This is a genomic window from Planctomycetia bacterium, from assembly GCA_021413845.1.
Taxonomy (GTDB): Bacteria; Planctomycetota; Planctomycetia; order Pirellulales; family PNKZ01; genus PNKZ01.
Genome location: JAIOPP010000017.1, coordinates 1 through 25,954 on the forward strand (window position 1 = coordinate 1; position 25,954 = coordinate 25,954).

Here is a 25,954-nt window from a genome sequence, read left to right on the forward strand (position 1 = left end):
GTTGCAAAAGGCGATGCGGCTTTCGATGACGCCGCACCGGTTGCACGATCGCCGCGAATTGCTCACGCAACTCGACATCATCAAACGCCGAATCGACATCGACGGCGGGCTCGAAGGAATGGACCGGTTTCAAGAGCAGGCCTTCGAGGTGATTCTCAAGGGAGCGGCCGACGCCTTTGATCTAAAGATGGAAGATCCGCGCGTCGTCGAACGTTACGACACCGAACGTTTGGTTTCGCCGGATCAGATCGATCGCAAATGGAACAACTACAATCGCTACGTCTCCCACGGCAAGAGCCTCGGCAAGTTGATGCTGCTGGCTCGCCGGCTAGTCGAGCATGGGGTCGGCTTCGTCACCGTCAGCACCGACTTCGTGTGGGACAACCACGCCGACTCGAACAACGCCGGCGTGGCCGAAGGGATGCGCTATGCCGGAGCACCGTTCGATCATGCGGTCAGCGTCTTTCTTGACGATCTCGCGGCGCGCGGCCTGAGCGACAAAGTGCTCTTGGTCTGCTGCGGAGAGATCGGCCGGTCGCCGCGGATCAACAAGAAGGGGGGCCGCGACCATTGGGGCAACCTGGCCCCGCTCATGTTCGCCGGCGGAGGAATGCCGGGGGGCAAAGTCATCGGGCGTTCGGCGAAAGACGGCGGCGAGCCGCTCGGCGATCCCGTCACGCAAGAGAATTTAATCGGCACGCTCTTCAACACGGTTTTCGACGTCGGCCGGCTGCGCTTGATGCCCGGCATGTCGACCGACCTGCTGCGCACGGCCGAATCGCGGCCGATCGCCGGGCTCTCTTAGTCGTTTAGGGAACCAGTCAGCTCGATTCATTCAAGCCGATGGCGAGATAGACCGCCATCGCGAGACCGAGCAGGCCGAGCACCCAAGCGACGACGATGCCGAGCGAGATGGGCCGGAACACCAACGGTTCGCCTCGGCCGAGTCTGCGCACCGTCTGCCGATGTTTGACGGCGGAGCAGATCGTCACGACGACGCCGAGCAGCACGAGCGCCGTACCGAACCAGAGCGACAAGCCGAGTCGCAGATGCTCCGCCTCCGTGCGCGTTGCGACCAATTCGCGCAGAAACAAACCGAATCGCGCGACGACGAACCCGAAGCCCATCATCGCCAGGCCGGTCCGAATCCAAGCGAGCAACGTCCGCTCGGCGGCGAAATAATCGCGGGCTTCGGCTTTCGGCGGTGGAATCTCGGCTGGCATCTCGGTCTCGAATCGCGGCGATGAGGCATCCGGCGTCGTGCGTACGATCTACGGCGTTCCTTCGGCTACAGCGTGCGGTCGACTGCCGCGGCGACTTTCTTCGCCCGCGTCATGAGATCGGCGAATTGCGTGAGGCTTAAGGTTTGATAGCCGTCGCTCGCGGCATGCGCGGGATCGTGATGCACTTCGAGGATCAAGCCGTCGGCCCCGGCGGCGATCGCGGCCAAAGTCATACTCGGCACCATATAGGTGTGGCCGGTGCCATGGCTCGGGTCGACGACGACCGGCAGGTGCGTCTTCGATTTTAAGTACGGAACCGACGCGAGCGGCAGCGTGAAACGCGTGTGCGACTCGAACGTGCGGATCCCGCGCTCGCAGAGCATCACGCTGGAGTTGCCCCCGTCGAGAATATATTCGGCGGCGAGGAGGAACTCTTCCATCGTCGCGCTCGGGCCGCGCTTCAACAGCACGGCCCGCTTCGTCTTGCCGACCGCTTCGAGCAGGCGGTAGTTCTGCATGTTGCGAGCGCCGATCTGAAGCACGTCGGCGTAATCGGCGACGAGGTCGACATCTTCCGTCGCCAGGACTTCGGTGACGATCGCGAGACCGGTCGCTTCGCGCGCCTTGGCGAGATGCTTCAAGCCGACTTCCTTCAACCCTTGGAAACTGTATGGGCTCGTCCGCGGCTTGTAGGCGCCGCCGCGCAGGGCCGTTGCTCCGGCGGCTTTGACGCCGTGTGCGGCCCGCAAGATTTGGGCTTCGTCTTCGACCGAGCATGGCCCGGCGATGACGCCGATGTTGACGCCGCCGATCGTGAGGCTGCCGGCCGCGACGACCGATGTTTCGCGTTTCACCTCGCGGCTGGCGATCTTATACGGCGCGAGAATCGGCAGCACTTCGGCAACGCCCGGCCCTTGCTCGAAGGCCTCTTTCAGGCCCTCGCGTTCCGGGCCGATGGCGGCGATCACGGTCCGCTCGACACCGTAAAGCACATGCGGCTTCATGCCGAGCGACTCGACATGGCGCACCATTTCTTGAACGACGGACTCGGCGACGCGCGTTTGCATCACGATGATCATGGGAAGGCTCGGGGGAAAGTGAGAAGTCAAAATGCAAAAGGCAAAAGTGCGGAATGCAGAATCGAGTTCTATCCAACTCGTTTTGCATTTTGCCTTCTGACTTCTGCGTTAACGAAAAAGCCCCGCGACTTCGGAGCCGGCTTGTGTGGCCGGCTCGCGTGGTCTCGGGGCTTCGTGTGTCGTGCGTGTTCGGTGTTTGCGGTTTACAAACCTCCCACGGCCCCGCGACCCAACGTCGGGGTAAAGTAAAACCAAAAGCGGTAATAGGTCGCGAGGTACGAGGTCATGGTTCTTATTCTGATCGTGTCCCGTGCGGGCGGCAAGCTCTTTTTCTTAGGGCGATAAGCAATCGCTTTAAGCACCCGCGCGGCGCAGCTTCTCGCGAGCACGCGTCAGCGTCGGGCCGATGCTGTTTTCCGGAATGCCGACCGTGGCGCTGATCTCTTGGTAGCTGAGACCTTCTAAGTGATACAGTCGCACGATGCGGGCCTCGTCGTCGAGCAGTCCTTCCATCAAGCGTTCGACTTCGTCCTGATCGGTTACGCGTTGCTCGTGGAAGCCGTTGGTCGCAGGTTCGGAAACACCGCCGAGCGAGAGCCGGCCGAGGGTCTTCTTTTGCAACAGCTCGCGAACGCCGACTCGTCGAGCCACGACCGTGAGGTAGGTCGCCAAGCTGCACTGGCCGCGAAAGTGTCGTAAGACGATGAAGTCTTGCCGCACGATCGCGAGGAAGACGTCGGCGCATAGGTCTTCCCTGTCTTGGGGGGAGAGCTTGATGCTGCGAGATTGCGCCGTGTGGTTGATGACATGCGTCACCAAGCCCAGGTAGCGATCGACGAAGTCTTCCCACGCTCCCGGCTTACGCGAGAGGCAGCGATCGAGCAGATTCTTGTCGATCTCCGAGAGCGCCACGTTTGCGTCCGTGTGAAATGATCGTTGATATGAAGGAGCATCGGTGGTGAAACCGAATTTTTCGACACGCAGCCGATCGTGAGAGCGGCGCTGCCGGCACCCTGGTTTTTATTCTATTTGCCGCGTTTTTTCAAAACAAGGCGGATTCGCGACTCTTCCGCACATCGCCGACTCGCTTCTTCTCCCGTTGTAACCGAGAGTTTCCGTTATCGGGCATCTTTTTCTGCAAAGAACCGAAGATCGTCGGAGCCGAACCCTGCTTGGCTGATCGGAATCGCTACTGCTTTCGGGATCGTTAACGTCGCAGCGGAGCGCGGCGCGGTTGCTACCGATGACCTTGCAGCCGACCCGTGAAGGCGCTGCGTAGCTGGTTGAAACTCGTTCTCATTTGGCCGAAAAGTTGAAAAATTCTCACGTATTTGGATTATGCCGTCGATCCGACATGGGAAGACGCTTGACGATGTTTCGAGGCATTCTTAGGATGCCCGAAGAAGAACGAATTCAACGATCCGCCGTCGGCTGCCGAGCGAGAGCCGGGCGAGTTCGCGGTATAAGGAGAAGAGCTACTATGACTCACGTCGTTTGCGAACCATGCTTCGGCTGCAAGTACACCGATTGCGTTGTCGTCTGCCCGGTCGAATGCTTCTACGAAGGGGACAAGATCCTCTATATCCATCCCGATGAATGCATCGACTGCGAAGCGTGCGTTCCGGAATGCCCGGTCGAAGCGATCTTCCACCAAGACAACGTGCCGGAAGAATGGAAAGACTTCACGGCGTTGAACGCGGAAATGGCTCCGGCCTGCCCCGTGATCACCGAGAAGAAGGCGCCGCTGAAGGAAGACTAAGCGTCCGCCGCTCGGATGCGATGCCCCGAGCGCGCGAAACGGAAAACAACAACGGCCGGAGGAGCGAGATGCTTCTCCGGCCGTTTGTATTTCGCGAGCTTCGTACCGGCGAGCGTGCTGCTCGCAGGCGTCAGGTTGCTTCGAATCGAAGTTACTTCAAATCGACCGACCAATAAGCTCGATCTAAAAAGCTCTTCCAGCTTTCGTATTTCGGGTTACCGAGTTTCACCGCCAACATCGGGCTGCGCTTCGGCTTCACCGGAATCTTGATCAGGTGCATGTTCGCCTGCTCCGGCGTTCGCCCTCCTTTGCGAACATTGCACTTCACGCAACAGCAGGCGATGTTTTCCCAACTCGTTTCGCCTCCCTGACTGCGCGGGTGGACGTGGTCGAGGCTCAGTTCGCTCGTCGGAAACTTCTTGCCGCAATACTGACAGCGGTTCCCGTCGCGCGCAAAGATGTTGCGGCGATTGAAGCGGATCGTTTGCTTCGGCATCCGATCGTAAGCGAGCAACCGCACGACGCGCGGCACTTGGATCTCGAAGTTCACCGAGCGAATCCAATCTTGATCCGGTGCTTTGAACTGCGACCGCATTTCGCTCACTTCGCGCCACGACTCGAAATCGTAATTCGCATACTGGCCGTCTTCAATGTGAATGACTTCGGCCAACTCGCGACAGAGCAACGAGAAGGCGCGCCGCACGCCGATCACATGCACGGCGGAATAGGTCCGGTTCAAAACCAAGACGCTGGAAGTAAGTGATTCGGCGGCCCAAGACGACATGCGTGCTCCTCGCGAAGATGGCAGATCGGGTCCACTTGCCATGTCAAGTCGGCGACCGACATAGCTTCGTTATTCTATCGGTGGAACGAAGTAAAAGCGAATTTTTCGATTATGCCGGCCTCGTAGGCGCGGGACTTTAAGCAAAGGATTCCGTGGACCGCGAAAATAAAATCGCTCTTGATTTTTGCCGCTCGCCCGACCTTGCTCACCGGCATTTGTTTGAAATCTCATGCTTCGCTGACGCTGCGCATCGAGACCACGCACCACGCTGCGCCGCGTAAATCTCGGGCTGAATCGCTGCGCGCGTCGGCGCTGCGCGATCCGCGCGGCAAGCGTGTTCTCAATAAGCGAAGTCGTGCGAGAGAAGCGAATGGTTCCATGTCAATAACGATTCGCCCTTTCTAGACACCACGCACGTTAAAAAGATCGCTCGTCTGCCTGAAAAGAAAAACCAAGAAGACGACTTGCTCCGTGTCGGAAAAGGATATTAGGATGAATTGCGTCGAAGAGATTCGACAGCAGAGATGCGACGGTGCGATTCGAAGCATGCGATTGCGAGGTCGCCGTTTCGATCCACACCGAGCGAACAAGTGCGGGTGTTCAAGTTTCCCAGACCGGTGTCGAGCCGGCCGCCAAGAGGAGAGTCGTGCGATGCTCCATTACTCGTGCGATATGTGCAAGCGTCCGATGGATTCGGAGAACGATCTCCGCTACGTCGTGAAGCTCGAAGTGTATGCCGCGTTCGACCCGCTTGCCGTCGACGCCGAAGACGACCGTGACACGCTCGAAGATCTTCACGAAATTCTCGAACGGATCGACGACGCGACCGATGAAAACATCGGCGACGAGGTGTATCAGCAATTGCGGTTCGACCTCTGCCCGGAATGCCGCAAGAAGTTGCTGAAGAATCCGCTCGGCCGCAAAGGTTCCGACAAGCACGACTTCAGCCGCAATTAAGTTTTCGCCGCGCATCCCGTTCGAGCGCCCGTTTTGCTCAACGATTCGGGAGTGCCCCTCTTGATGATGCGCTATCGCGCTCGTTCGCGATTTCAATCGCTGCCGATTCTGTTTGCGATCGCGTGCTTCATCGCCGCGCGCTGGTGGTGGGGAACTGGCGATCGCCCCTCGACCGCGCCGCCGCTTCTTCCTGAAGGGGAGCATGCGGTGCGGCGCGTCGTCGACGGCGACACGCTCGAGCTCGCCGGCAATGTGCGCGTTCGCTTGCTCGGCGTCGATACGCCCGAGACCGTGGCCCCCGAGCGTCCGGCGGAAGCCTGGGGAGCCGAAGCGTCGGAGTTTACGAAGGCCTTCGTCGCGGCAGGAGCGGTGAGGTTCACGTTCGATCGCGAACGGGTCGATCGCTACGGTCGCCAACTGGCGTTCGTCTGGCGCGGCGACGAGCTCTTGAACGAGCGGCTGATCGCCGAGGGATTGTCGCCGGCCGTGACGATGTATCCGTTTTCACCGGCGATGAAAGATCGCTTTCGCGCGGCCGAGCGCGAAGCGAAACGGAAGAAAATCGGCATCTGGTCGAAGCGGGCCGAAGTGCCGGTCGCGGCCTCGCCGGCTTCTTCAGCCGTCGGCGCGGCTCGTCGTTAAAGACTGCTCGTCGCCTTGCGCAAGCGGCGCGTGCGAGCATCGTCGCAACTTGTTCGCGGCTCCGGCCGTTGGTAGATTGCCGGTGTTTCCAGCCCCGCCGCATCACGATAGCCACCATGCCCAATCTCTCGGTCCGCGACATCGTGAAAGAGTACCCGACGCGCGACAAGCCGCTAAGCGTGCTGCGAGGGGCGTCGTTGGAATTGTCGGCCGGCGAAAACGCCGTGATCCTCGGCCCGAGCGGCTCCGGCAAGAGTACCCTGCTCTACATCATCGGCACGCTCGACCAACCGACGTCGGGCCGCGTCGCGCTCGATAGCGTCGATCCGTTTGCGTTAGCCGAGCCCGCGCTCGCGACGTTTCGCAACCGCCGGCTCGGCTTCGTGTTTCAAGATCATCATTTGCTGCCGCAATGCAGCGTGCTGGAAAACGTCCTCGTGCCGACCTTGGCCGACGGCGGTGCGACGAACGAATCCGTTGCGCGCGCCCGCAAGTTGCTCGACCGCGTCGGTCTCGCCGACCGGTTGGAGCATCGTCCGGCCGAGCTCTCCGGCGGCGAGCGGCAACGAGTCGCCATCGCGCGAGCGCTGCTGTTGAAGCCCGCCTTGCTTTTGGCCGACGAACCGACGGGCAACCTCGATCGAACGACCGCCGCGCAGATCGGCGACTTGCTCTTAGAGCTCCCGCGCGACGAAGGGACGATGCTCCTGGTCGTCACGCACAGCTTGGAGCTCGCCGCCCGCTTCCAACGCCGGCTCGAGCTCGACGACGGCCGGCTGCTTGAGGCCCGCGCTAGGTCGGCGTCATGAGCGAGCCCACTTCGTCGGCGAAACGAACGGCCGTCCCGCTGGTGCGCGCGTCGTTGCGGCATCATCGGCGCATGCATCTTGCCGTGGCGCTCGGCATCGCCGTGACGACGGCCGTGCTCACCGGAGCGCTCTTGGTCGGCGATTCGATGCGCGGCAGCTTGCGCGAGCGGGCCCTGACGCGACTCGGCGGCATCGACGAACTGCTCGTGACCGATAAGTTTTTTCGTGTCGAACTAGCCGCCGAAACGACGCGTGCCCAGAGCGAGTTCGTTTGTCGACCGGCGATCGTGCTGGAAGGGAGCGTGACGCAGCCCGACACGAAGGCGCGCGCCGCAGGGGTGACGTTTCTCGGACTGACCGACGATTGGCTCGCCGACGACGTCGTCTACGTCAACCAAACGTTGGCGGACGAATTGAACGTGAAGGTCGGGGATGAAGTGATTCTTCGTTTGCCGGCGGCTCGCGAAGTTCCGACGGAAAGCCCATTGGGTCGGAAGAACGAAAACGTCGCGAACTCTTCGCGCTTGAAAATCGGAGCCCTGCCGCCGCCGGCCTTGCCGCTCGCCGATCTCACGCTGCGCCCCAATCAGCAAACGCCGAAGAATCTGTTCGTTTCCATCAAGGTCTTGCAGAAGACGGTCGGCAAGCCGCAGTATGCGAACGCGATCTTCGCTACGGCCGCCCCCGCGGCAGCGCCGGGAGCAACACCTGGAGCGGCGCTCGATCAACGCATTCTCGCGCAGCAAAACGTCACGCTCAACGCCGCCTTCCATCCCCAGCTTGCCGACTATGGACTCGCGTGGAAGCTTGCGAAGCCCGGCTATTTTAGTCTGACGAGCGATCGGATGTTGTTCGATCCGGCGCTCGAGAAAGCGGTGCTCGAAACCTACAAGGAATTCCAGCCGCAACAAGTCTTCACGTATCTCGCAAACACGATCGCCGCCGGCTCGAAGCAGATTCCTTACAGCACGATCGCGGCGCTCGACATGCGCGACACCCCGACGCTCGGCCCTTTTCGCACTCAAGACGGAACGCCGATCGAGTCGATCGCCGATGATGAGATCGTGCTGAGTCGTTGGGCGGCGGAAGATCTCGGGGTCGTGCCGGGTGCCCAGATTCGCATCGCCTACTTCAAGCCCGAGAGCACGCATGGAGACGTTGAGGAAGCGGAAGCGAAGTTCAAGCTGAAGGCGATCGTCGATCTCCGGCCGAACGACGATCCGTTTCTGACCGCCGATCTCACGCCCGAACTACCGGGCGTGACCGATCAACTGAAGATGGGCGATTGGGATCCCCCCTTCCCTTACGACGGCAAACGGGTCCGCGATAAAGACGAAAAATATTGGGACGACTATCGCGCTACGCCGAAGGCCTTCGTCTCGCAAGCGACGGGCCGCAGGCTGTGGGCCGGACGCTTCGGCGATATGACGTCGCTGCGCATTGCGCCTCAACCGGGCGTCACGCTCGCCTCGCTCATGGCGATGTTCCACCCGAATCCGGCATCGGTCGGCTTCGCGTTTCAACCGATCAAGCTGCGGGCCTTGGAAGCTTCGAGCGGGACGACGCCGTTCGAGGGGCTGTTCATCGGTTTCAGCTTCTTCATCATCGCGGCGGCCTTGATGCTCACGTCGCTCTTGTTTCGCCTCGGCGTCGAACAACGGGCCGCCGAGGTTGGGTTGCTGCTGGCCGTCGGGCTCGATGCGAGGCACGTCCAGCGCTTGCTATTGCGCGAAGGAGCACTCGTCGCGGCGCTCGGCGCGGCATTGGGTCTGGCGCTCGGCGTCGGCTATGCGGCGCTGATGCTTGCCGGCCTGCGCACGCTCTGGCTCGACGCCGTGACGGTGCCGTTTCTCACCCTCTTCATCACGCCGCGCAGCCTGCTGATCGGCTATGCGACCGGCGTGCTCGTTTCGCTGGCGACGATCGGATGGTCGCTGCGGTCGTTGCGGAAACGCTCGATTCGCCGCTTGCTCGCCGGTCAAGCAGCCGAAAGCGATCTCTCTAGTTTCGGGCCGGCCGGAGCGAGCCGTTCGCGCAAGGGGCTGATCTTGCAATGGGGGAGCGTCGCGCTCGCGATCGTCGCTGCGGTCGCGGCGAGTCGGCTTACCGATGAAGCTCAGGCCGGTGCGTTCTTCGGCTCGGCGGCGCTCGTGCTTACGGCCCTGCTCACGTTCCTGCGCCGGCGCTTAAGCGCGGCGCGGTTCGGATCGCTGATCACGCCGGGCCCGGGACGTGTCGTGATCTTGGCGCTCCGCAATGCGGGGCGCAATCCGGGCCGCAGCACGCTTACGATCGGGCTCGTCGCGTCGGCGGCGTTTTTGATCGTTGCGGTCAGCGCGTTTCGTCTGACGCCGCCGAGCACGTTCGTCGAGAAGTCGAGCGGCACCGGCGGCTTCGCGCTCGTCGCGCAAAGCGATCTGCCGATCTTGCCCGACATGAACACCGACGACGGTCGGCTCGATCTCAACTTTTCGCAAGCCGGCCGGAAGGTGCTCGACGGCACGCAGGTCTATCCGTTTCGTTTCCGCCCCGGAGACGACGCGAGCTGCTTGAACCTATATCAAACGACGCAGCCGCGCATCCTCGGCGCCGGCGAGGCGTTCGTCGAACGGGGCGGCTTCTCGTGGGCTAGTAGCGCGGCCAGCGGCGAGGCCGAGCGCGCGAATCCGTGGTTGCTGTTGCGCAAGCCGATCGTCGATGATCCGCAAACGACTGAAGATGAATCACAAGAGATTCCCGTCGTGCTCGATCAGGCCACGGCGATCTATAGTTTGCATCTGTCGGGCGTCGGCGCGAAGTTCAACGCCGTCGATGCGCAGAGCCGCGGAGTGCGACTGCGCGTCGTCGGCTTGTTGCGCAACAGCGTGTTGCAAGGGAGCCTCGTCATTCATGAGAAGCCCTTCGAGCGGAGTTTTCCGGAGGTGAGCGGCTATCGCTTCTTCTTGGTCGCAGCCACGCCGGAGCAAGCGTCGGCCGTCGCGACGACGCTGGAAAGTACTCTCTCCGACTACGGCTTCGACGTCGAGCGCAGCGAGCGCTTGCTGGCCGGTTTCTTAGCCGTGCAAAATACTTATCTCTCGACGTTCCAAAGCCTCGGCGGTCTCGGCTTGCTGCTCGGCACGTTCGGCCTCGCGGTCGTGCAACTCCGGAACGTGCTCGAACGGCGCGGCGAGTTGGCGTTGCTGCGCGCCGTGGGACTGTCGAAGTCGTTTCTGTCGCGGCTCGTGTTTTGGGAAAACATCGCGCTCTTGGTCGGAGGCCTCGGCTGCGGCGTCGTCGCAGCCGCAACGGCCGTGTTGCCGCATGCCCTGCTCGGCGGCGCGAGCGTTCCTTGGGTCGGCCTGGCGGCCACGCTCGGCACGGTGCTGGTCGTCGGTTTGGCGACCGGTTGGATCGTGGTGCGCTCGGTCCTCAAGCGACCGCTGCTTTCGGCGCTGCGCGGCGAATAGCCGGCCGCCGCACCTTCGTGTAAACTGGCAACCCTTGCCGGTCGGTTCGTCGAATCTCTAGAGAAACTGCCATGCGTGACTTCGTCTTAGTGCTCGCCTCGATCGCTCTCACCGCCGTGATGTGGGGCGTCTACGGCCCGATCATGCGCGAAGGGCAAGCCGCGATGAGCCGCGATCACTTGCTGCCGTTCGTCTGGGTCGGCTTGGCTTACTTCGTCATCGCCGTGGTCGTGCCGGGCGTGCTGCTCCGGCTGTGGGGCGAGAAAGGAACTTGGACCGCGAAGGGCTTTGCCTGGAGCTTCATCGCCGGGGTCGCCGGAGCATTGGGAGCGCTGGGGATCATTCTCGCGTTCACGTTCAACGGGCATCCCTCTTATGTGATGCCGCTCGTCTTCGGCGGGGCGCCGGTCGTGAATACGTTTACGACGATGTATCTGACGAAGACCTACAAGCAGGCCAATCCGCTATTCTTCGCCGGCCTGATTCTCGTCGTCGTCGGAGCCCTTGTGGTGTTGATCTTCAAGCCGGGCCCGACCGCGATCCACGGCCGCGAAACGGTCGTCGATATGTTCAAGGTCAGCATGTCCATCTTATTGACGGTCGTATCTTGGGGCATCTACGGGCCGCTGTTGCATAAGGGGCAAATGCTGATGTCGGGGAGCCGGATGCGGCCCCTCATTTGCGTCGGCTTGGCGTATCTGGTCGTCGCCGTGGTCGTGACGTCGGGCATCGTCCATGTGCTCGAAGGGGCGGAAGGTTGGAACAAGATGACGGTGCAAGGGGCCGCGTGGAGCTTCGGCGGCGGAGCGGCCGGCGCACTCGGTGCGCTCGGTATCATCCTCGCGTTCACGTTCGGCGGCAAACCGGTGTATGTGATGCCGCTGGTGTTCGGTGTCGCGCCGGTCGTCAACACGCTCGTCACCATCGGGCCCGGGCTGGCGAACGGAACGATCGGCGCCATTAGCCCGTTGTTCTTCGCGGGGTTGATTATCGTCATCGCCGGTGCGGCGACGGTGTTGATCTTCGCACCGAAGAGCGGGCCGCATCCGCTGCCGGCGAAATAGCGCAAGTGTTTATGAACTCCGACGAAGCGATGCACCGGATCGATGCGCTCTTGAGCCATGTGTGGATGGTGCGCACGTTCTTGAAGCACTCGGAAGAAGCCGAAGAAGACGACGAGCTGAAAGCGGTCGTCCGCGAATTGTACGACTACAGCTTGGCGCTCGGCCCCACGTGGAACGAAAAAGATGCGGCCGGCTATTTGAAGCAGGCGCAGAAAAAGCTCGCGAAGCTTCGGGCCGCGGTGAACGAATTCGCCCGCCTCCAGCCGGAGATTTCGACGCACACCAACTTCCAGATGGCGCTCACCTCGCTTAGGACTGCGACGACGGAAATCGGCACGATCCTCGACGGATTGGCTTAGCGTTCATCGTAGCAGGCACGTTCCACGTGCCGTCCGCCACATGCGTCGTTCGGCGATGGTGTCGTGTTGCGCTGCCCGGGAGTCGTTCGTGGTTACGGCACGTGGAACGTGCCTACTACTTTACGTGCCGCGGACGGAGCCGAACCATTCGATGTGTCGTCGCGGGCAGTAGCGATAGCCGTGCGCCGCGCAATACGGCTTGAGCCAGGCCGCACGTTCGGCGAGTTCGCCGGCGTCGATTCCTTGCGGCATCAGCAGCACGTGCGTGGCATCGATGTGCGGGAAGTCCTTCAAATACGTTTCGATCTCCGCCAGATCGGCTTCCGCATCGACGACGAACTTCATCTGGTACGGATATTCTTTCGTCAGCCGGCGCACGACCTCGGGCACATGCCGCGAATGCTCGTGGCGCACGCTCCAGCGCGGATGCCGCGCGGCCGACGGGGTCGAGTTCGAGAGCTTCGGGCTCACCGACATCAGATCGCACGCTACCGGTAAGTGCAGCGTGCCGGCCGTTTCGATCGTGATATGAATGCCACGCTCGCGCAGCGCTTCCGTCAACGGCACGAGCTCGGCGAAGAGCATCGGCTCGCCGCCCGTGAGCACGACGTGGCGGCAAGCGTGTCGCTCGACTTCGACGAGGATCTCTTCGACGGAGAGGTCGTCTCCTTCGGGCGACCACGACGCGTAGGGAGTGTCGCAGTAGCTACAGCGAAGATTGCAGCCGCTTGCCCGGACGAAGACGCTTTCCGTCCCCGTCAGAACTCCTTCACCTTGAATGGAGAGATAGATTTCGGCGATTCTCATGACGCGTCGCTGCTCATCACGCGTATGGAACCGGATCGACGAGGCCCGCTGCGGCGAAACCTTTGAGCCGGAGCGAGCAGGCATCGCAGCGACCGCAGGCGCGTCCTTCGAGGTCGGGATCGTAGCAACTGTGGGTCAGGCCGTAGTCGACGCCGAGCGCCGTGCCGGTCCGAATGATTTCGGCTTTCGTCATGTTGATCAGCGGCGCGTGGATCTTGAACCGTAGCGAACCTTCGACCCCCGCTTTGGTCGCGAGATTGGCGACTTGCTCGAACGCCGCGAGAAATTCCGGCCGGCAATCGGGATAGCCGCTGTAGTCGACCGCGTTCACGCCCACGAAGATATCGGCCGCTCCGACGACTTCGGCATAGCCGAGCGCCACCGAAAGCAGAATCGTGTTGCGGGCCGGGACGTAGGTGATCGGAATTCCCTCGGACATCGCGGCCTCGGCCCGATCTTTGGGGACGGCGATATCGGCGGTCAGCGCGCTGCCGCCGATGCGCGAAAGATCGACGCTGACGAGCCGGTGTTCATGGGCTCCGAGCGCCTTCGCGAGCTTCCGGCCGGCGTCGAGCTCGAAGCGGTGTCGTTGGCCGTAGTCGACGGAGAGCCCGCACCAATCGAAGCCGGCGGCGCGAGCCAAAGCGGCGGTCGTGGCCGAGTCGAGGCCTCCGGAAAGTAGCACGACGGCAAGCGGCATGACGAACGAGACCCACGCAGGAAGTAAACGAACGGTCGACGACCCACTGGTCGATCTCGTTCCATGATGCCACAATAGCGAAATTGTTGAAAGGAGCCTGAACGTGACTGCTGGTGCGACTGCCGGAAACGGCCCGAAATTGAATAACTTGCCTTCTCCGACCCTGTTGGAGACGTTCGAGAATCAGTTCCCGAGCCGGGAATATGAGATCGAAATCGTCTGTCCGGAGTTCACGTCGGTTTGTCCGAAGACCGGTCATCCCGACTTCGGCACGCTGACGATCACATACGTGCCGCACTTGAAGTGCGTCGAGCTCAAGAGCTTAAAGCTCTATCTGCAAGAGTTCCGCAACGCCGGAATCTTCTACGAGCATGTGACGAACACGATCCTCGAAGCGCTGACGTCGGTGGTCGAGCCTCGTTGGATGCAGCTTAAGGCAGCCTTCACGGCCCGCGGCGGCATCACAACGACGGTGACCGCCGAGTTTGAGATGAAGGGATAGCGGGAAGGGATCAGGGGTCGGGGGTCAGTGGGGAACTCGATAGCCCCGGGTGCATACCCGGGGCCGCACGACATAAGAGCTGAATCAGCTCGCAGTTTCAGGATCATCATCCGACCAAAAAAGGGCCGATCCGATGTTCAGTAAGATCCTGCCTCGTCTGTTCGCCGTGAGCCTGTTGCTCGCTCAGGTCGGCTGTCATCCCTTAGCAAATCAGACTTTCGCACAAGACGCACCGGCCGAGAAGAAGGAACCGTCGGCAGCCGCGATCAAGAAGCCCACGGCACCGCTCGCGCTTGCTGTTCCCACTGCCCCGCCCGAGCGGATCAACGAGACCGACTTGAAGAAGATGGCGCCGGGTGATCTGTACGTGCTCGCTCGCACGGCGGCCGGCGAGAAGCATTACCAAGTCGCGGCGATCGCCCAATACTGGTACGTGCAAGCGACGCGAGAGGGACGCTTCAACCTCGCTTGCCATCTCGCACGCTCAGGCCAAGTCGACTCGGCGTTCTATTGGTTGCAGGTCGCGGCGATCGAAGAAGGAGTCGATCCGCGACTAGCCTCGAACGACGCCGATCTCGCCACGCTGCGCGCCGACCCGCGTTGGGAGAAGCTGCTTGGGTACATTCAAGATTGCAACAAGTATTTCGCGACGGCGCCGATCGCGCGCACCGTCGTCGTGTTGCCGGAAAACTATCGAGAGCCGGCTCCGATCGCGGCGATCGTCTGGATGCACGGCTTCGGCTCCAACCCGGACGACTTCGTGAACGGAGATGCGCAGCGCTATGCCGATCAGTTGAACGTGGCGTTGATCGGCATCAGCGGCCCGATCGTGCGCGGCCCGCGCAGCTTCGCTTGGAACATCGACGCCGAGAAAGATCTGAAACGGGTCCGCGACGCGCTGGCGAAATTGCGCGGACGGATCACGATCGAAAAGGGGCGGATCATCTTGTTCGGCTTTTCGCAGGGGGCGCAAGCCGGCCTGGAGATCGCGGTGCGGCATCCGGACGAGTTCGCCGGAGCGATCGTCTTCTCACCCGGCCCGCGATCGCATCTCGACGCCGTGTCGCCGGCCGCGACGTTAGCGAAGCGAGGGTTCGTGCTTTCGTGCAATGCCGGCGAACGCCCGAATACCGTGCAGCTCACGGCCGACGACGCCGACTGGCTGAAGCGGGCCGGGGCCAAGGTCGTTCACAAGGCCTATCCCAACGTCGCCGACCACACCTTTCCGGAAGACTTCGGCGACCGCTTTCCGGAATGGGTGAAGTTCGTTTTGGAAGCCGGCAAGGAATAGCCTGCCGCTCTGCACGACGCTCCTAATCGCGAACGGCCGGCCCTGCGCACGATTCTTCCGGCACGATCGGCACCGCTCGCGCCACCGCTCTGCGCCGCTTAATCGGCAACTCTTTTCCAGTGCTAAAATTTTATAGCCCGTCGCGCCGATGACTCGGTGGATGAAGAGTAACTTTCTCGACGAAGGTGCCGCATGAGTTCCCCCACGATCTCCCCTCCGCTGACGACCGCCGCAGCCCGCACCGATGCCGGAGCCGCTCAAAGCTTCGTCTTCGGGCCGCTCGGCGACTTCTTCTTGCTGATCGGCGCGCCGCTTTTGGCGCTATTGGCCGGCGTGCTGGTGGCCGAGACGAATCCTTCGCAATACTCGTTCATGATGGGGCAGTCGCCGAATCGCGTGGCGCACTTGCTGATGTTCATCTTCACGATGGCGCATCTTTCGGCCGTATTCTTTCGGAGCCACGGCAACCCGAAGATTTTCCGGCTCTATCCGCTGCGATTCACCTTGGCTCCCCTGCTGCTGTTCACGGCGATGTGCGCTTCGCAGTGGATCTTGGTGAGCGTGATCGTGCTCGGCGTGTGGTGGGATGTGTACCACTCGAGCGCGCAGACGTTCGGCCTGTGCCGTATCTACGACATGAAGCGCGGCAACCCGGCCGACGTGGGCCGCCGGCTCGATTTCTGGTTGAACATCCTGCTTTATTGCGGCCCGATCCTCGCCGGCGTAACGCTCTTCGACCACATCAAATCGTTCGAGTCGTTTCAACGGGTCGGGGCGGTGTTCTACACCGAGCTCCCCGCGATCGCGAGCTCTTATCAACCGTTCGTCACCTGGGGCATGCTCGCGGTCGGCGTGCCGTTTTTGGCTTACTATGTGTTCGCCTATGCGCGGCTGGCACGCGAGGGCTATAAGGTCTCGCCGCAGAAGGTCGCCCTGTTGGCGTCGACCGGCTTCGTGTCGATCGTCACCTGGGGCTTCAATAGCTTCGGCGAAGCGTTCTTCATCATGAACTTCTTCCACGCGCTGCAATACTTCGCGATCGTCTGGTGGAGCGAGAAGAAGAACATCCAACGGCTCTTCGGCTACGAGACGGTGAAGCACGGCCAAAGGAAAACGTTTTTGCTGTTCCTGGCGCTCCCGTTCATGTTCGGTTCGCTGGCCGCGCTGGCGTCGAGTTGGAACAATCAGATCTTGTTGAACATCCAGATCGTCGTCTCGATCATGCACTTCTGGTACGACGGCTTCATCTGGTCGGTAAGAAAGAAGCAAGTCGCCGCGGGGTGAGAGCAGTCTCGCATAGAAAGCGAACAGCTCATTCAATAGCCGCGGATGCATATCCGCGGACGCTTCGCGCAACGACACGACGCGGCCCCGGATATACATCCGGGGCTATCGAGTAGCGAGTAATGCGCACTGATGCGCAAATGCACTACCCCGCTTCCGCGGCCACCTGCTTAAAGATCGCGTACATCGCGTCGAGATACTCTCGGGCCTCGGCCAGGCTCATCGTCAGCGGCGGGCTCACGCGGAGCACCTTGCCTGCCAAGGGGCCTAGCAAGTGGATCGCGCGGCCTTGGTCGTCGCCGTAGTAACAGGCTTTCACGCAGGCGTTGGCGATGTCGGCCGCGCTGTTCGTTCCGAGGGGCGCGCATTCGACTCCCCAGACGAGCCCTTCGCCGCGCACATTGGCGACGATCGGCAACGTGCCGAGTTTCACCAAGCCGGCTTCGATCACCTTCGCCAGCTCGCGCCCTTGCGCGAGCACGTCGCTCGCTTCGAATTCATCGAGCGTCGCCAGCACCGCGGCGCTCGACAGTGGGTTGCCGCTCCAGGTATCGCTCCCCTCGCCGTAGTGCATGTTGGCGAACAGATCGGCCCGACCGACGGCCGCACTCACGGCGACGCCGTTCCCGAGGCCTTTGCCGAGCACCGTGATGTCGGGCTCGATGCCGTAATGGGTAAAGGCGAAAAGTTCGCCGGTCCGGCCGAAGTTGGCTTGCACCTCATCGAAGATCAGCACGATATCGTGCTCGCGGCAGAACCGCTCGAGCAGCTGCATGTATTCTTTTTGCGGATGGAACGAGCCGCCGCCGCCCAGGTAGGGCTCGGTGATCAAGCAGCAGATCCGGCTGCCGAGTTCGTTCCACAAAGCGTCGAGCTCTTGCTTATACTTCGTGAGATCGAGCGGTTGCTTGCGGCGCTCCAGCGAGATGCATTCCTCGCGCGGGAAGCCGATGAACCGCACGCGCGGATCGCGTTCCGCGTCTTGCTCGCTGCCGGTCACGGCGCCGGCCAAGCCCTTCTTGCCGTGAAAGCCGAACCGCGTCGCGAGGATCATGTTCTCGCCGTCGCGCCGATCCATCGCGCACCAAAGCGCCTTTTGAATCGCTTCGCTGCCGCTTGCGGCCCAGAGGACTTGTTCCGCACGACCGCCCCCCGGCTGACGCCGGAGGAGCGCGATCAAACGCTCCGAGGCTTCGATCTCGACTTCCGTTGCGCCGTTGTAAGCGGTGAGCGGAACCGCAGGGAGGTACTCCGGCTGGGCGCCGCTACGCTCTTCGACTGCGCCGGCGAGCGCCGCGGGATTCAAGTTCAGATATCCTAAGGTGCGCTGCCACCAGCGCTTCGGGTTGTGCCCGAGATTGGCGACGAGGACGCCCGAGGTGAAGTCGGCGAGCTTGCGCCCTTCGTGCGTGTAGTGGAAGCTTCCTTGGCTGCGCGCGAAGACGGTAAGGCTCGGCGTAAACGTCCGCATGCAGAGCGGTTCGACGGCCTGCAAGCGACGTCGCAAATCGTTGGATCGGTCTTCGCCCTGGTGCTCGATCGGAGCCGCGGCCGTATCGGCGACATTAGCCATGAAAGTTTCCTGACAGAATCAATTTGGGTGGTTTATTTTTGTAGCAATAAAAGCAGCTGAATGCAAAATCAATCGCGCTTGCCGCCGGCGGACACACGACCGGAGTACAACACCTCGGGCTCCGCGCGGCCCGGCGCCAGCAGCACGAGCCCGCCTGCCGCGTGATCGACTTCGACGACGCAGTTGGGCCGGCCGGCGGCATGGTGCGCGAGAATCGCTTCCATCGCTTGGACCGCGGCGACCGTTTGGCGATCGGCCCGGAGGTCGTTGTAAGCGAGACGATTGATTTGTTCCCAGCGCTCGGTGCGTTGTTCGGCCGGTCCGCCATGTTCGACGAACGCCGTTTCGCGCACGAAGCGCTCGATCACCTCGACCCCGTAGCCGCGCTGCGACCGCTCGCCCCACGGTTCGAGAAACGTGCCGTTGTAGTGGTTGTTCATCGTCGTTTTGCGCTTGAAAGGAGTGCTCCCTTCGATCGTGCATTCGACGCCCCGCTTGCGGCTGTGGCAGTTCCAGACGCCGTTGTCGAAGCGGAATTGGACCTCTTGTTCGACGTAGCCGGGGAAATTGTCCGGCGTGACCCAACTGGTGTGGATATCGAAGGCGGCTTCGCGACCGTCGACGTATTCGTAGATGAGGCGGAGTTGGGTGGAGTCCCAGGTCGGGCCGTCGGCCGCGCCGACGAGGCCGCGCTGGCCGGTGCAAGCGACGCTCTTCAAGCGACCGCCGAAGGTGAAGTCGATCAGCTTGATGTAATGCACCGCGACGTAAGTGCCGGGGTTCCGGCCGACGATCCACTCGGCGAACTGACCGCCGGAGATCGACTTCGGTTCGAGCAGCGTGCAGTAGCCGTTGTTGACGTGCTTCAGCTCTTCATCGGCGACCAGCGTGCGGAGCTTCTTATGGTCGGGATCCAAGAGCTTGTGATAAACGACCTTGGCTAAGACTTGCTTTTCGCGCGCGATCCGCTCGAGCTCGTCGAGCTCGGCGAGCGTGAGCACCGAAGGCTTCTCGATGAGCAGGTGCTTGCCGGCGAGCAGCACGTGCTTGGCCGCTTCGAAGTGGCGATCGTCGGGCGTGGCGACGCAGACGAAATCGACCGGCGACTGGAGAAGTTGCGCCGTCGCTTGGTTCCCGGTGAAGCTCTTGATCGGTCCGACTTTCCCGCCCGCGGCCTGGATATAGGCCTCGGCCCGCGTGCCGGTGCGACTGGCGATCGAGGCGAGTTCGACTCGGCACAGTCCGAAGCGGCTGTCGTAGATCCCGCCGGCCCCGGCCGTGGCTTCGAAAAAGGGGCGATAGGTCTCGTCGAAAATCATCCCGACGCCGACCATTCCGCCGCGTAAGAGCGGTGTCGGAGACTTTGCGATTGGATTCATGGTGGAGTCAGGAGAATTGTTGGTATTATATTTAATTGGTTCGTCGTATGATGATCGAGGCCCGTTTTTCGTGCTAGCTGCGTTCACTTCGTTTTCGCCGAAAAGCCCGAAAAACAGCGACCTGAAGGCGAACGGCCGTTTCATTCCGGCGACCGTTGCAAGAACCGACTCTCAAGTGAATTCACATTAGGGATTCCCCCGATGGTTGTCAACCGAAAAAGCCGTAAGAATGCCCCCTCCGCGAAAACGGTCGCGGTGCGGCTGGTGCCGACGGCGAACTATTCCTACGGGAAAGCGGCCGAGCAGACGTTGGCCGACAGTGTCTACGAGCAGATTCTGCTCCGCATCATCCGGGGCGAATTCATCGGCGGCCAAGAGTTGAAAAGCACGCTCCTGGCGAAAAACCTCGGCGTGAGTCGGACGCCGGTCGTGCAAGCCTTGCAGCGGCTCGCGGCCGACGGCATCGTGAACCTGGAGTTGAACAAACGGGCTCTCGTTCGGCCCGGTGCGGAGAACTGGCTCGTCGAGATTCATCATCTGCGGGAGTTGCTCGAACCGCACGCCGCTTCGCTCGCTGCGCAGCGCATGCCCGACGTGTTGCTGGAACAGCTGCGCGAATTGGCCGATGCGGCCGCCGATCGCCGCGAACCGGATTGGGCCGAAGCGGTCCAAAAATTCGACTTCGCCCTCCATCTCGCCATCGCCGACCACACGGAGAACCGCGCGCTCGGCGAAGCGATCCGAAAATGTTGGAGCTACAAGCGGCTCTCGTACGACGCCGCGGTCGATCTGCCGGAGAACTTGGCGAAGGCCTACGACGAACATCTGGCGATCTTGCAGGCACTGGCGGCGCGCGACTCGCAGACCGCTTCGGCGGCGATGCTGTTTCATCTCCGCTCGGCGGCGACGACCCGGCCGGAGCGGCGGATCGTGTAGCGACGGTTCGTGTAGCGTTACGGCCTGTGCAGCGGTTTGGGCCGCGAAATCGCAAGCGGAGAACGGTGTTTCCTTGCGCCGCGATGTTTGGGGTTGCCCTGCGCCCCTTGCGAAGGGATTCTCCGCTTCGCACAATAGCCGCTCGCCGCGCACTTTTCATCGCCCCCCTTCTTCGCAGAAAGCTTCCCATGGCCGATCGACCGAGCGTGATTCTCAGCGGGTTCGCCGATGAGTCGGCGAACCAAAAGACCGCCATGCAGCAGTTCTGCGCGTTCGCCGCGATCGGCTTGCAGTATTACAGCCTGCGGTTCATCGATGTCGGCGAGGGGATCAAGAATGTGATGAAGCTCTCCAAAAAAGAGATTCAACAGATTCGGCATCTCGAAGACGAATACGGCCTCAACGTCTCGTCGATCGGCTCCCCGATCGGCAAGGTGAAGCTCGTCGATCAGGAAGACGGAACGAAAAACGCCTTCATTCCGTTCAAGAAGTATCTGGCGAACGATGTGAAGAAGGTTTGCGAACTCGCGCACGCCTTCGAAACGAAACTGATTCGCGGCTTCTCCTTCTATCATCCGAAGGGGACGGACCCGAAGCCGCACATCGCGCAAGTGGTCGACCAACTCGGGCAGATCGCCGAGGCGTGCCATCGGAGCGATCTCACGTTCGGCCTCGAGATCGAAGCGAACCTCGTCGGGCAGACGGGCGAGCTGCTTGCCGAGATTCAGAAGCAAGTCAATCATCCGGCGATGATGCTCATCTTCGACGCCGCGAACATTCTCTGCCAAGGCTACACGGCGTTCGACGTCTTCAAGCAATACGAAGCGATGAAGCCGTATATCGGTTGGATGCACATCAAGGACTATCGCCATCCAACGCCGCCGAAACGCGTCGGGCATGTCGACGAAGATGCGATCAAGAACTTCGTGCCGGCCGACATCGGGCAATCGGCGCACGAGCTCATCTTGCGCGACTTCGCCGAAACGATTCCGACGTTAACGAAGAAGCTTGCGAAGCGCGGGATCCCCGGCGTGTTTCTCGATCTCGAACCGCACGTCAAAGGGGGTGGTCAGTTCGGCGGATTCAGCGGGCCCGACGGCATGGGAGTCGCCTTGCGAGGGCTCTGCAAAGTACTCGACTTCGTCGGTCTCGACTACCACATTCGCGACTTCGACGACATCCGCGCGGCCCGCGGGTTCTAGTCGCTCGGCCGCGAAGCTTTACCGGCCGCGAAGGCTTAGGAAGTCTTCGCGGCGTCGGCGGCGTTGTTCTCGGCGTTCATCTTCGCGTTCGACTTGCTCAGGACGTCGTCGAGCGAACGGGTCGATTTTTGCGCGCGATGTTTCAAACCGAACGATTGCAGGCCGAAGGCGATCGCCGCGATGACGCCGCTCGCCATGCAATAGATCCCTTGATGATGGTCGTTGTAGTAGAAGTAGGCGCCGATGCCGCTGGTCGATAAGGCCAGCGTCGCGACGACTCCCTTCCACCTCGAAGCCGTATGGGTCGTCTTGATTTGGTGCGTCGTGATCGCCGTACGGGCGTTGGCGTTTGCCAAGGCACGCAGTGCGGAGAGGTCCGACGAACGCTCCGCCGCAACCGAGCGGGCTTTGAATTCGCCCGGCTCGAACGGCGCGAGGGCCGGTTTCTCTTCGACCGGTTTCGGCGCGGCAGGCTTCGCCATCGGTCGTGCGGCCGAGTTGTTGACCGGCTCGGGCTTCGCGGCGGCCGCGGCAGCGGCTTGCGAGTCGTTGCGCACGCCGAGCCGTTGCATCAGTTGGGCCATGTAGTCGTTGAGCGAGTCTTCTTCGTTCGCGTGTTCGCCGGCGGCGGCCGGTTCCGGAGCGCGAGCCGGTTGCATGACGGGCCGCGGCGGCTCCGGAGCCTTCTTCGGCGCAGCGGCCGGAGCCGCATGCTCGGCGTCGTCGTCTAAGACGGCGGCCATTCCGAGCCGACGCAATACGTCGGCGGCACTTTCGCCCCCTTCCGCGGGACGTGGAGCGGCAGCGGTCGTCGAGCTTGTCTCGGCGACTTCTTCCGAGGCCTCTTCCGCTTCCGGTTCGTACGTCGCTTCCTCGTCGCGAGCTTCGCGCTCCGCTTGTTCTCGCGCTTCGGCGATCAGCTCGTCGGCGATGCGCTTCGCCGTGGCGACTTCCTCGGCACGGGTGTCTTCCGCCGTAACGTCTTCGGGCGACGTTTCTTCGGCCGCAGGTGCTTCAATAGCGGACTCTGCGGAGATTGCGTTCGCCGCAGCAGCCGCTTCGGCCGCGATGCTTGCTTGTTCGCGCTTGGTAAGTTCTTCGCGCAGTAACTCCGCTTCGCGCGACAACGCCTCGCACTCGTCGCTCTTTCGAGCGATTTCTTGCTTTTGTGCTTCGCGACCGCGTTGGAGTTCAGCTAGCTCGGAGGACAACTCGGTCAGTTTCGATTCATAGATCGTCGCTGCTTCGAGCATCGCCGCTTGGCCGGCTCGAGCCTCTTCGTCGCGAGCACGAAGCGTTTCCAGCTCGGCTTGAATTTCCGGTTGCACTTCGATATTAGCAACAGCGGCAGGTGCTGGGGCGGCGCTTGCTCGGCTCTGCAACAGGTCGAGCTGTTCGCTGAGCGAGCGGATCAATTCCTCGCGCTCGGCAAGATCGCTGCGGAGTTGTGCGGCTGTACCGTCGTCGGCCGTCTTAGTGTCAGTAACTTCGGCGACCTCGACGCTCGCTACAGGTGCGATCGCGGCAGCTTCGGCAGCTGCGCAGCGGGCCTCGCGTTCGACGACGCGCCGTTCTCGTTCGTTCAGTTCGCTCCAGTTTTGCTTGAGCGCCTCGCAACGGCGAGCGACTTGTTCCGATTGCCGGCCGAAGTCGTTCCGCTGGGCAAGAACTTCCGCTTCACGGCGAACGAGTTCAGCGGTGCGCGTTTCTAATTCTTGCGACGAGTCGGCAGCACGACCGGCGCGGGCCGCGAGCTCGGCGAGTTGCAGTTCCAGGGCGGCGGAGCGTTTCGTCAGCTCGGCTTCTTGTGTGGCAATCGTTGCGGCGCGAGCCGTCAATTCCGCCGAGCTATTGCCTTGCGTGCTGCCGACACGCTGCTGCTCGTCGCTCACGGCCTGAATGACGGCCCATTGCCGAGCCAGCGCATCCGCCTGGGATTGCGCACGGCCGACTTCGTTTCTTTCGCGCTCGATGAGCTTCGTCGTGCGGCGTGCGAGTTCCGATTCTCGTTCGGCGCAAAGCCGTTCGCGCTCGGCGATCCGTTGCTCGAACGCGGCCGTCGAGCTGCGGAGCGATTCGGCGAGTTGAGCGAGTTCGGCATCGCGATCGAGTTGTTGCTCGGCGACCGCGTTTTGTTCTTGCGAGCGAATTTCGATCTCGCGGCGTTGATCTTGCAACCGACCGACGCAACGCTCCAAAGTCGCGGCTCGCGCGGCGATTTCCTGTTCCCGTGCGGCAAGCTCCGCGAACCGGCGAGTCAGCGCCGTCGATCGTTCGGCGAGATCCGCTTGTTCCGCTTCCAAGCGAGTGACATCGTCGGCGAAGAGCGCGGCGGCGGATTCGAGCTCGGCCCGGCGTTGGTCGAGGGCTTGGTGCGCGGCGGCGCGGTCTTGGTTCCATTGCTTGGAAAGCGCACGGAGCCGCTCCCCTTGCTCGACGAGGGCCTGATCTTCGGCGGCCGTGGCGGCGCGCTTTCGTTCGAGTTCGGTGAAGCGCGCTTGCAAGTCCCGATCGAGGGCTTCGACGCGGGCCTTTTCTGCGGCGAGTTGTTCTTGTTCGTGGGTATTCGTGCGGCGGCGGGTTTCCAACTCCGACATCCGCATCTGAAATTTACGAAGCTTTCCGATCACGGCTCGCAAGCGGCGGCGAGCTTGACGGTTCGCCAGTTCCAAGCGGCCCGTCAGTTGGGCGACGAGAAGCTTGTCGAGCTTCGCTTCCAATTCCAAATTCCGAACCGGTGCCGCCGGAATCTGTTGACTGCCCGGCAAGGAAACGACTTGAAACTCCAAGGCTCCGATCGCCAAGCGATCGCCGGCGCGCAGCGTTTGGTCTTCGAAGCGGTGGTCGTTGATGAACGTATCGCTCGCCCAGCGACGGACGACGGTCTGTCGCGAACCATGCAGCACGACGCAGTGGACCGGCTCGATCCCTTTACCGCGCAGACGCAAGGTGCAGTTCGGCGCGGAGCCGATCGTGCATTTCGGTGAGCTAAGGCGGATTGTCCGTCCGGCCTGGGGCCCGACATTGATCCGCAGCACGAGCTCTCCAACCCGCGTGCCGAGAAGCGATCTCGCAGGCGCGGCTGCTACGGCGGTCGGGCGCGGAAGCGTCGCAGTATTTATTGCGGCGTTCGTCGCGAGGTTCGTAGTCGTGTTCGTTGCTGCCGGTTCTTGCAGGATGCTGTTTGTCACTGTGCAGACGCCGTTCGTGAGGAGCGGTTCGTATCTAGGCCGCGAGAGCCCCCAGTGCGCATGCACCTCCGGGACCGTGCGGAATTCACCGCAAGCATCTACCTCACAAGGACGGCGAAGTCAAAATCGTCAGGTTCGATCCTTTTTTCTGAGTTCACCTAAAAGCCCCAAGCGAGAGGCTTTTCGTAACCGTTAGAGGGTGTTTGCCGGCAAACGTGCCGACTGTGCCTGGAAATCCGAGAAAAAAGAACTGCATTACTTTACCGTTTGTGACGATTTACCGGTTGTAACGCCTCACCAGCGGCCACGGGGTGAGGTGTCGTTCGGAATGTCTTGCCGGCGGCGCTTGTGATTCGGTTCACAAGGGCTCGGCGAGGAGTTTTGCGAGTGTCCACGACCGCTCCTGCGGCGGCCGTATGCGCTACGTGAATTGCAAGATGTTGACGGATATAGGGATTCGGCGACGTTGCCGGATCCTCGAGCGCCGCAAGAACGGATTTGCTCAAACCCTTCTTGCCCGAATGCGTACTATATTTGGACGCGAACCGACCCCTACGGCAGACTTCGTCGCTCCAAGAAGGAGATTAACGTGGATAACAAAAAGCGATTAGCGAATAAACAGCGTGCGAAGAAACCGGTCGGCGGTGGGCAACCAATCAGTCGTGAACCGGCTCGGACGCGTGAGGAAAAACAAATGCCCGGAAAAGACGCCGTCATGAAGATGCGCGAAGTTCTGCTTCTCCGCCGCGATGCCTTACGCAAAGCCTTGGCCGGAGATTTGAGCACGCTGACGGAACTGCGCGAACAGACGGCCGGCGACACGATCGACCAAGCGCTCGACTCGGCGCATCACGAGCTCAATTCGCAGCTGGCGGAAGTCGAAAGCCGCGAATTGGCGAGCATCGAGAACGCTTTGGAGCGGATGAACGTCGGGCAATACGGCATTTGTGAAGGTTGCGAAGAG

The 25,954-nt window shown here is 61.8% G+C and carries 23 protein-coding genes; 14 read left to right on the forward strand and 9 right to left on the reverse strand.

Features of this window, described 5'->3' with window-relative positions:
- Positions 1-805, forward strand: an 805-nt coding sequence (locus K8U03_03205) for a DUF1501 domain-containing protein (GenBank protein ID MCE9603890.1), incomplete at its 5' end; no start/stop codon positions are given.
- Between the two features lie 16 nt (positions 806-821).
- On the opposite strand, the gene K8U03_03210 is transcribed toward K8U03_03205, so the two are convergent.
- The 3 genes from K8U03_03210 to K8U03_03220 form a co-directional block, all read right to left on the reverse strand.
- A complete protein-coding gene (locus tag K8U03_03210; protein MCE9603891.1) occupies positions 822-1,223 on the reverse strand; it encodes a DUF202 domain-containing protein in 402 nt (133 codons plus the stop codon).
- A gap of 65 nt (positions 1,224-1,288) precedes the next feature.
- A complete protein-coding gene (aroF, locus tag K8U03_03215; protein ID MCE9603892.1) occupies positions 1,289-2,302 on the reverse strand; it encodes a 3-deoxy-7-phosphoheptulonate synthase in 1,014 nt (337 codons plus the stop codon).
- Positions 2,303-2,656: 354 nt separating this feature from the next.
- Positions 2,657-3,214 (reverse strand): sigma-70 family RNA polymerase sigma factor, encoded by a 558-nt coding sequence (locus K8U03_03220; GenBank protein MCE9603893.1) that lies wholly within the window; start codon positions 3,212-3,214, stop codon positions 2,657-2,659.
- 568 nt (positions 3,215-3,782) lie between these two features.
- Here K8U03_03220 and K8U03_03225 point away from each other — a divergent pair.
- Positions 3,783-4,061 (forward strand): ferredoxin family protein, encoded by a 279-nt coding sequence (locus K8U03_03225; GenBank protein MCE9603894.1) that lies wholly within the window; start codon positions 3,783-3,785, stop codon positions 4,059-4,061.
- Between the two features lie 151 nt (positions 4,062-4,212).
- Here K8U03_03225 and K8U03_03230 read toward each other — a convergent pair whose 3' ends face one another.
- The gene (locus K8U03_03230; GenBank protein MCE9603895.1) at positions 4,213-4,845 is read right to left on the reverse strand and encodes an HNH endonuclease; all 633 of its coding nucleotides are present in this window, start codon (positions 4,843-4,845) and stop codon (positions 4,213-4,215) included.
- A 651-nt stretch (positions 4,846-5,496) separates the two neighbouring features.
- On the opposite strand from K8U03_03230, the gene K8U03_03235 reads away from it, so the two are divergent.
- The 6 genes from K8U03_03235 to K8U03_03260 all read left to right on the forward strand — a co-directional run bounded on the left by K8U03_03235 (position 5,497) and on the right by K8U03_03260 (position 12,125).
- Positions 5,497-5,802 (forward strand): hypothetical protein, encoded by a 306-nt coding sequence (locus K8U03_03235; protein ID MCE9603896.1) that lies wholly within the window; start codon positions 5,497-5,499, stop codon positions 5,800-5,802.
- A gap of 33 nt (positions 5,803-5,835) precedes the next feature.
- The gene (locus K8U03_03240) at positions 5,836-6,444 is read left to right on the forward strand and encodes a thermonuclease family protein (protein MCE9603897.1); all 609 of its coding nucleotides are present in this window, start codon (positions 5,836-5,838) and stop codon (positions 6,442-6,444) included.
- A gap of 116 nt (positions 6,445-6,560) precedes the next feature.
- On the forward strand, positions 6,561-7,253 hold the full coding sequence (locus tag K8U03_03245) for an ABC transporter ATP-binding protein (GenBank protein ID MCE9603898.1): 693 nt from the start codon (positions 6,561-6,563) through the stop codon (positions 7,251-7,253).
- Positions 7,250-10,702, forward strand: coding sequence for an ABC transporter permease (locus K8U03_03250; protein ID MCE9603899.1), 3,453 nt, complete (start codon positions 7,250-7,252; stop codon positions 10,700-10,702). Before K8U03_03245 ends, K8U03_03250 begins: the two co-directional genes overlap by 4 nt.
- A gap of 71 nt (positions 10,703-10,773) precedes the next feature.
- Positions 10,774-11,766, forward strand: a complete 993-nt coding sequence (locus K8U03_03255; protein MCE9603900.1) for a hypothetical protein — start codon at positions 10,774-10,776, stop codon at positions 11,764-11,766.
- Positions 11,767-11,777: 11 nt separating this feature from the next.
- Positions 11,778-12,125, forward strand: a complete 348-nt coding sequence (locus K8U03_03260) for an amidohydrolase (protein MCE9603901.1) — start codon at positions 11,778-11,780, stop codon at positions 12,123-12,125.
- 120 nt (positions 12,126-12,245) lie between these two features.
- On the opposite strand, the gene K8U03_03265 is transcribed toward K8U03_03260, so the two are convergent.
- Together K8U03_03265 and queC are read right to left on the reverse strand one after the other, a co-directional pair.
- Positions 12,246-12,932, reverse strand: a complete 687-nt coding sequence (locus K8U03_03265) for a 7-carboxy-7-deazaguanine synthase QueE (protein MCE9603902.1) — start codon at positions 12,930-12,932, stop codon at positions 12,246-12,248.
- A gap of 16 nt (positions 12,933-12,948) precedes the next feature.
- Positions 12,949-13,632, reverse strand: coding sequence for a 7-cyano-7-deazaguanine synthase QueC (gene queC / locus K8U03_03270; protein MCE9603903.1), 684 nt, complete (start codon positions 13,630-13,632; stop codon positions 12,949-12,951).
- Positions 13,633-13,780: 148 nt separating this feature from the next.
- Here queC and queF point away from each other — a divergent pair, with 148 nt between their 5' ends.
- The 3 genes from queF (at position 13,781) to K8U03_03285 (ending at position 16,709) form a co-directional block, all read left to right on the forward strand.
- A complete protein-coding gene (gene queF, locus K8U03_03275; GenBank protein MCE9603904.1) occupies positions 13,781-14,134 on the forward strand; it encodes a preQ(1) synthase in 354 nt (117 codons plus the stop codon).
- A gap of 133 nt (positions 14,135-14,267) precedes the next feature.
- The gene (locus tag K8U03_03280) at positions 14,268-15,425 is read left to right on the forward strand and encodes a hypothetical protein (GenBank protein MCE9603905.1); all 1,158 of its coding nucleotides are present in this window, start codon (positions 14,268-14,270) and stop codon (positions 15,423-15,425) included.
- Between the two features lie 192 nt (positions 15,426-15,617).
- Positions 15,618-16,709, forward strand: coding sequence for a hypothetical protein (locus tag K8U03_03285; protein ID MCE9603906.1), 1,092 nt, complete (start codon positions 15,618-15,620; stop codon positions 16,707-16,709).
- Positions 16,710-16,854: 145 nt separating this feature from the next.
- On the opposite strand, the gene K8U03_03290 is transcribed toward K8U03_03285, so the two are convergent.
- Together K8U03_03290 and K8U03_03295 are read right to left on the reverse strand one after the other, a co-directional pair.
- Positions 16,855-18,282 (reverse strand): aminotransferase class III-fold pyridoxal phosphate-dependent enzyme, encoded by a 1,428-nt coding sequence (locus tag K8U03_03290; GenBank protein MCE9603907.1) that lies wholly within the window; start codon positions 18,280-18,282, stop codon positions 16,855-16,857.
- Between the two features lie 68 nt (positions 18,283-18,350).
- On the reverse strand, positions 18,351-19,616 hold the full coding sequence (locus tag K8U03_03295) for a Gfo/Idh/MocA family oxidoreductase (protein MCE9603908.1): 1,266 nt from the start codon (positions 19,614-19,616) through the stop codon (positions 18,351-18,353).
- 246 nt (positions 19,617-19,862) lie between these two features.
- Here K8U03_03295 and K8U03_03300 point away from each other — a divergent pair, with 246 nt between their 5' ends.
- On the forward strand, positions 19,863-20,597 hold the full coding sequence (locus K8U03_03300) for a GntR family transcriptional regulator (GenBank protein MCE9603909.1): 735 nt from the start codon (positions 19,863-19,865) through the stop codon (positions 20,595-20,597).
- Positions 20,598-20,785: 188 nt separating this feature from the next.
- Positions 20,786-21,799 (forward strand): sugar phosphate isomerase/epimerase, encoded by a 1,014-nt coding sequence (locus tag K8U03_03305; GenBank protein ID MCE9603910.1) that lies wholly within the window; start codon positions 20,786-20,788, stop codon positions 21,797-21,799.
- Between the two features lie 35 nt (positions 21,800-21,834).
- Here the strand turns inward: K8U03_03305 and K8U03_03310 are convergent, their stop codons facing one another.
- On the reverse strand, positions 21,835-24,837 hold the full coding sequence (locus tag K8U03_03310; GenBank protein ID MCE9603911.1) for an FHA domain-containing protein: 3,003 nt from the start codon (positions 24,835-24,837) through the stop codon (positions 21,835-21,837).
- Between the two features lie 847 nt (positions 24,838-25,684).
- On the opposite strand from K8U03_03310, the gene K8U03_03315 reads away from it, so the two are divergent.
- Positions 25,685-25,954: TraR/DksA family transcriptional regulator (locus K8U03_03315; protein ID MCE9603912.1), on the forward strand; the 270-nt coding region annotated here is incomplete at its 3' end.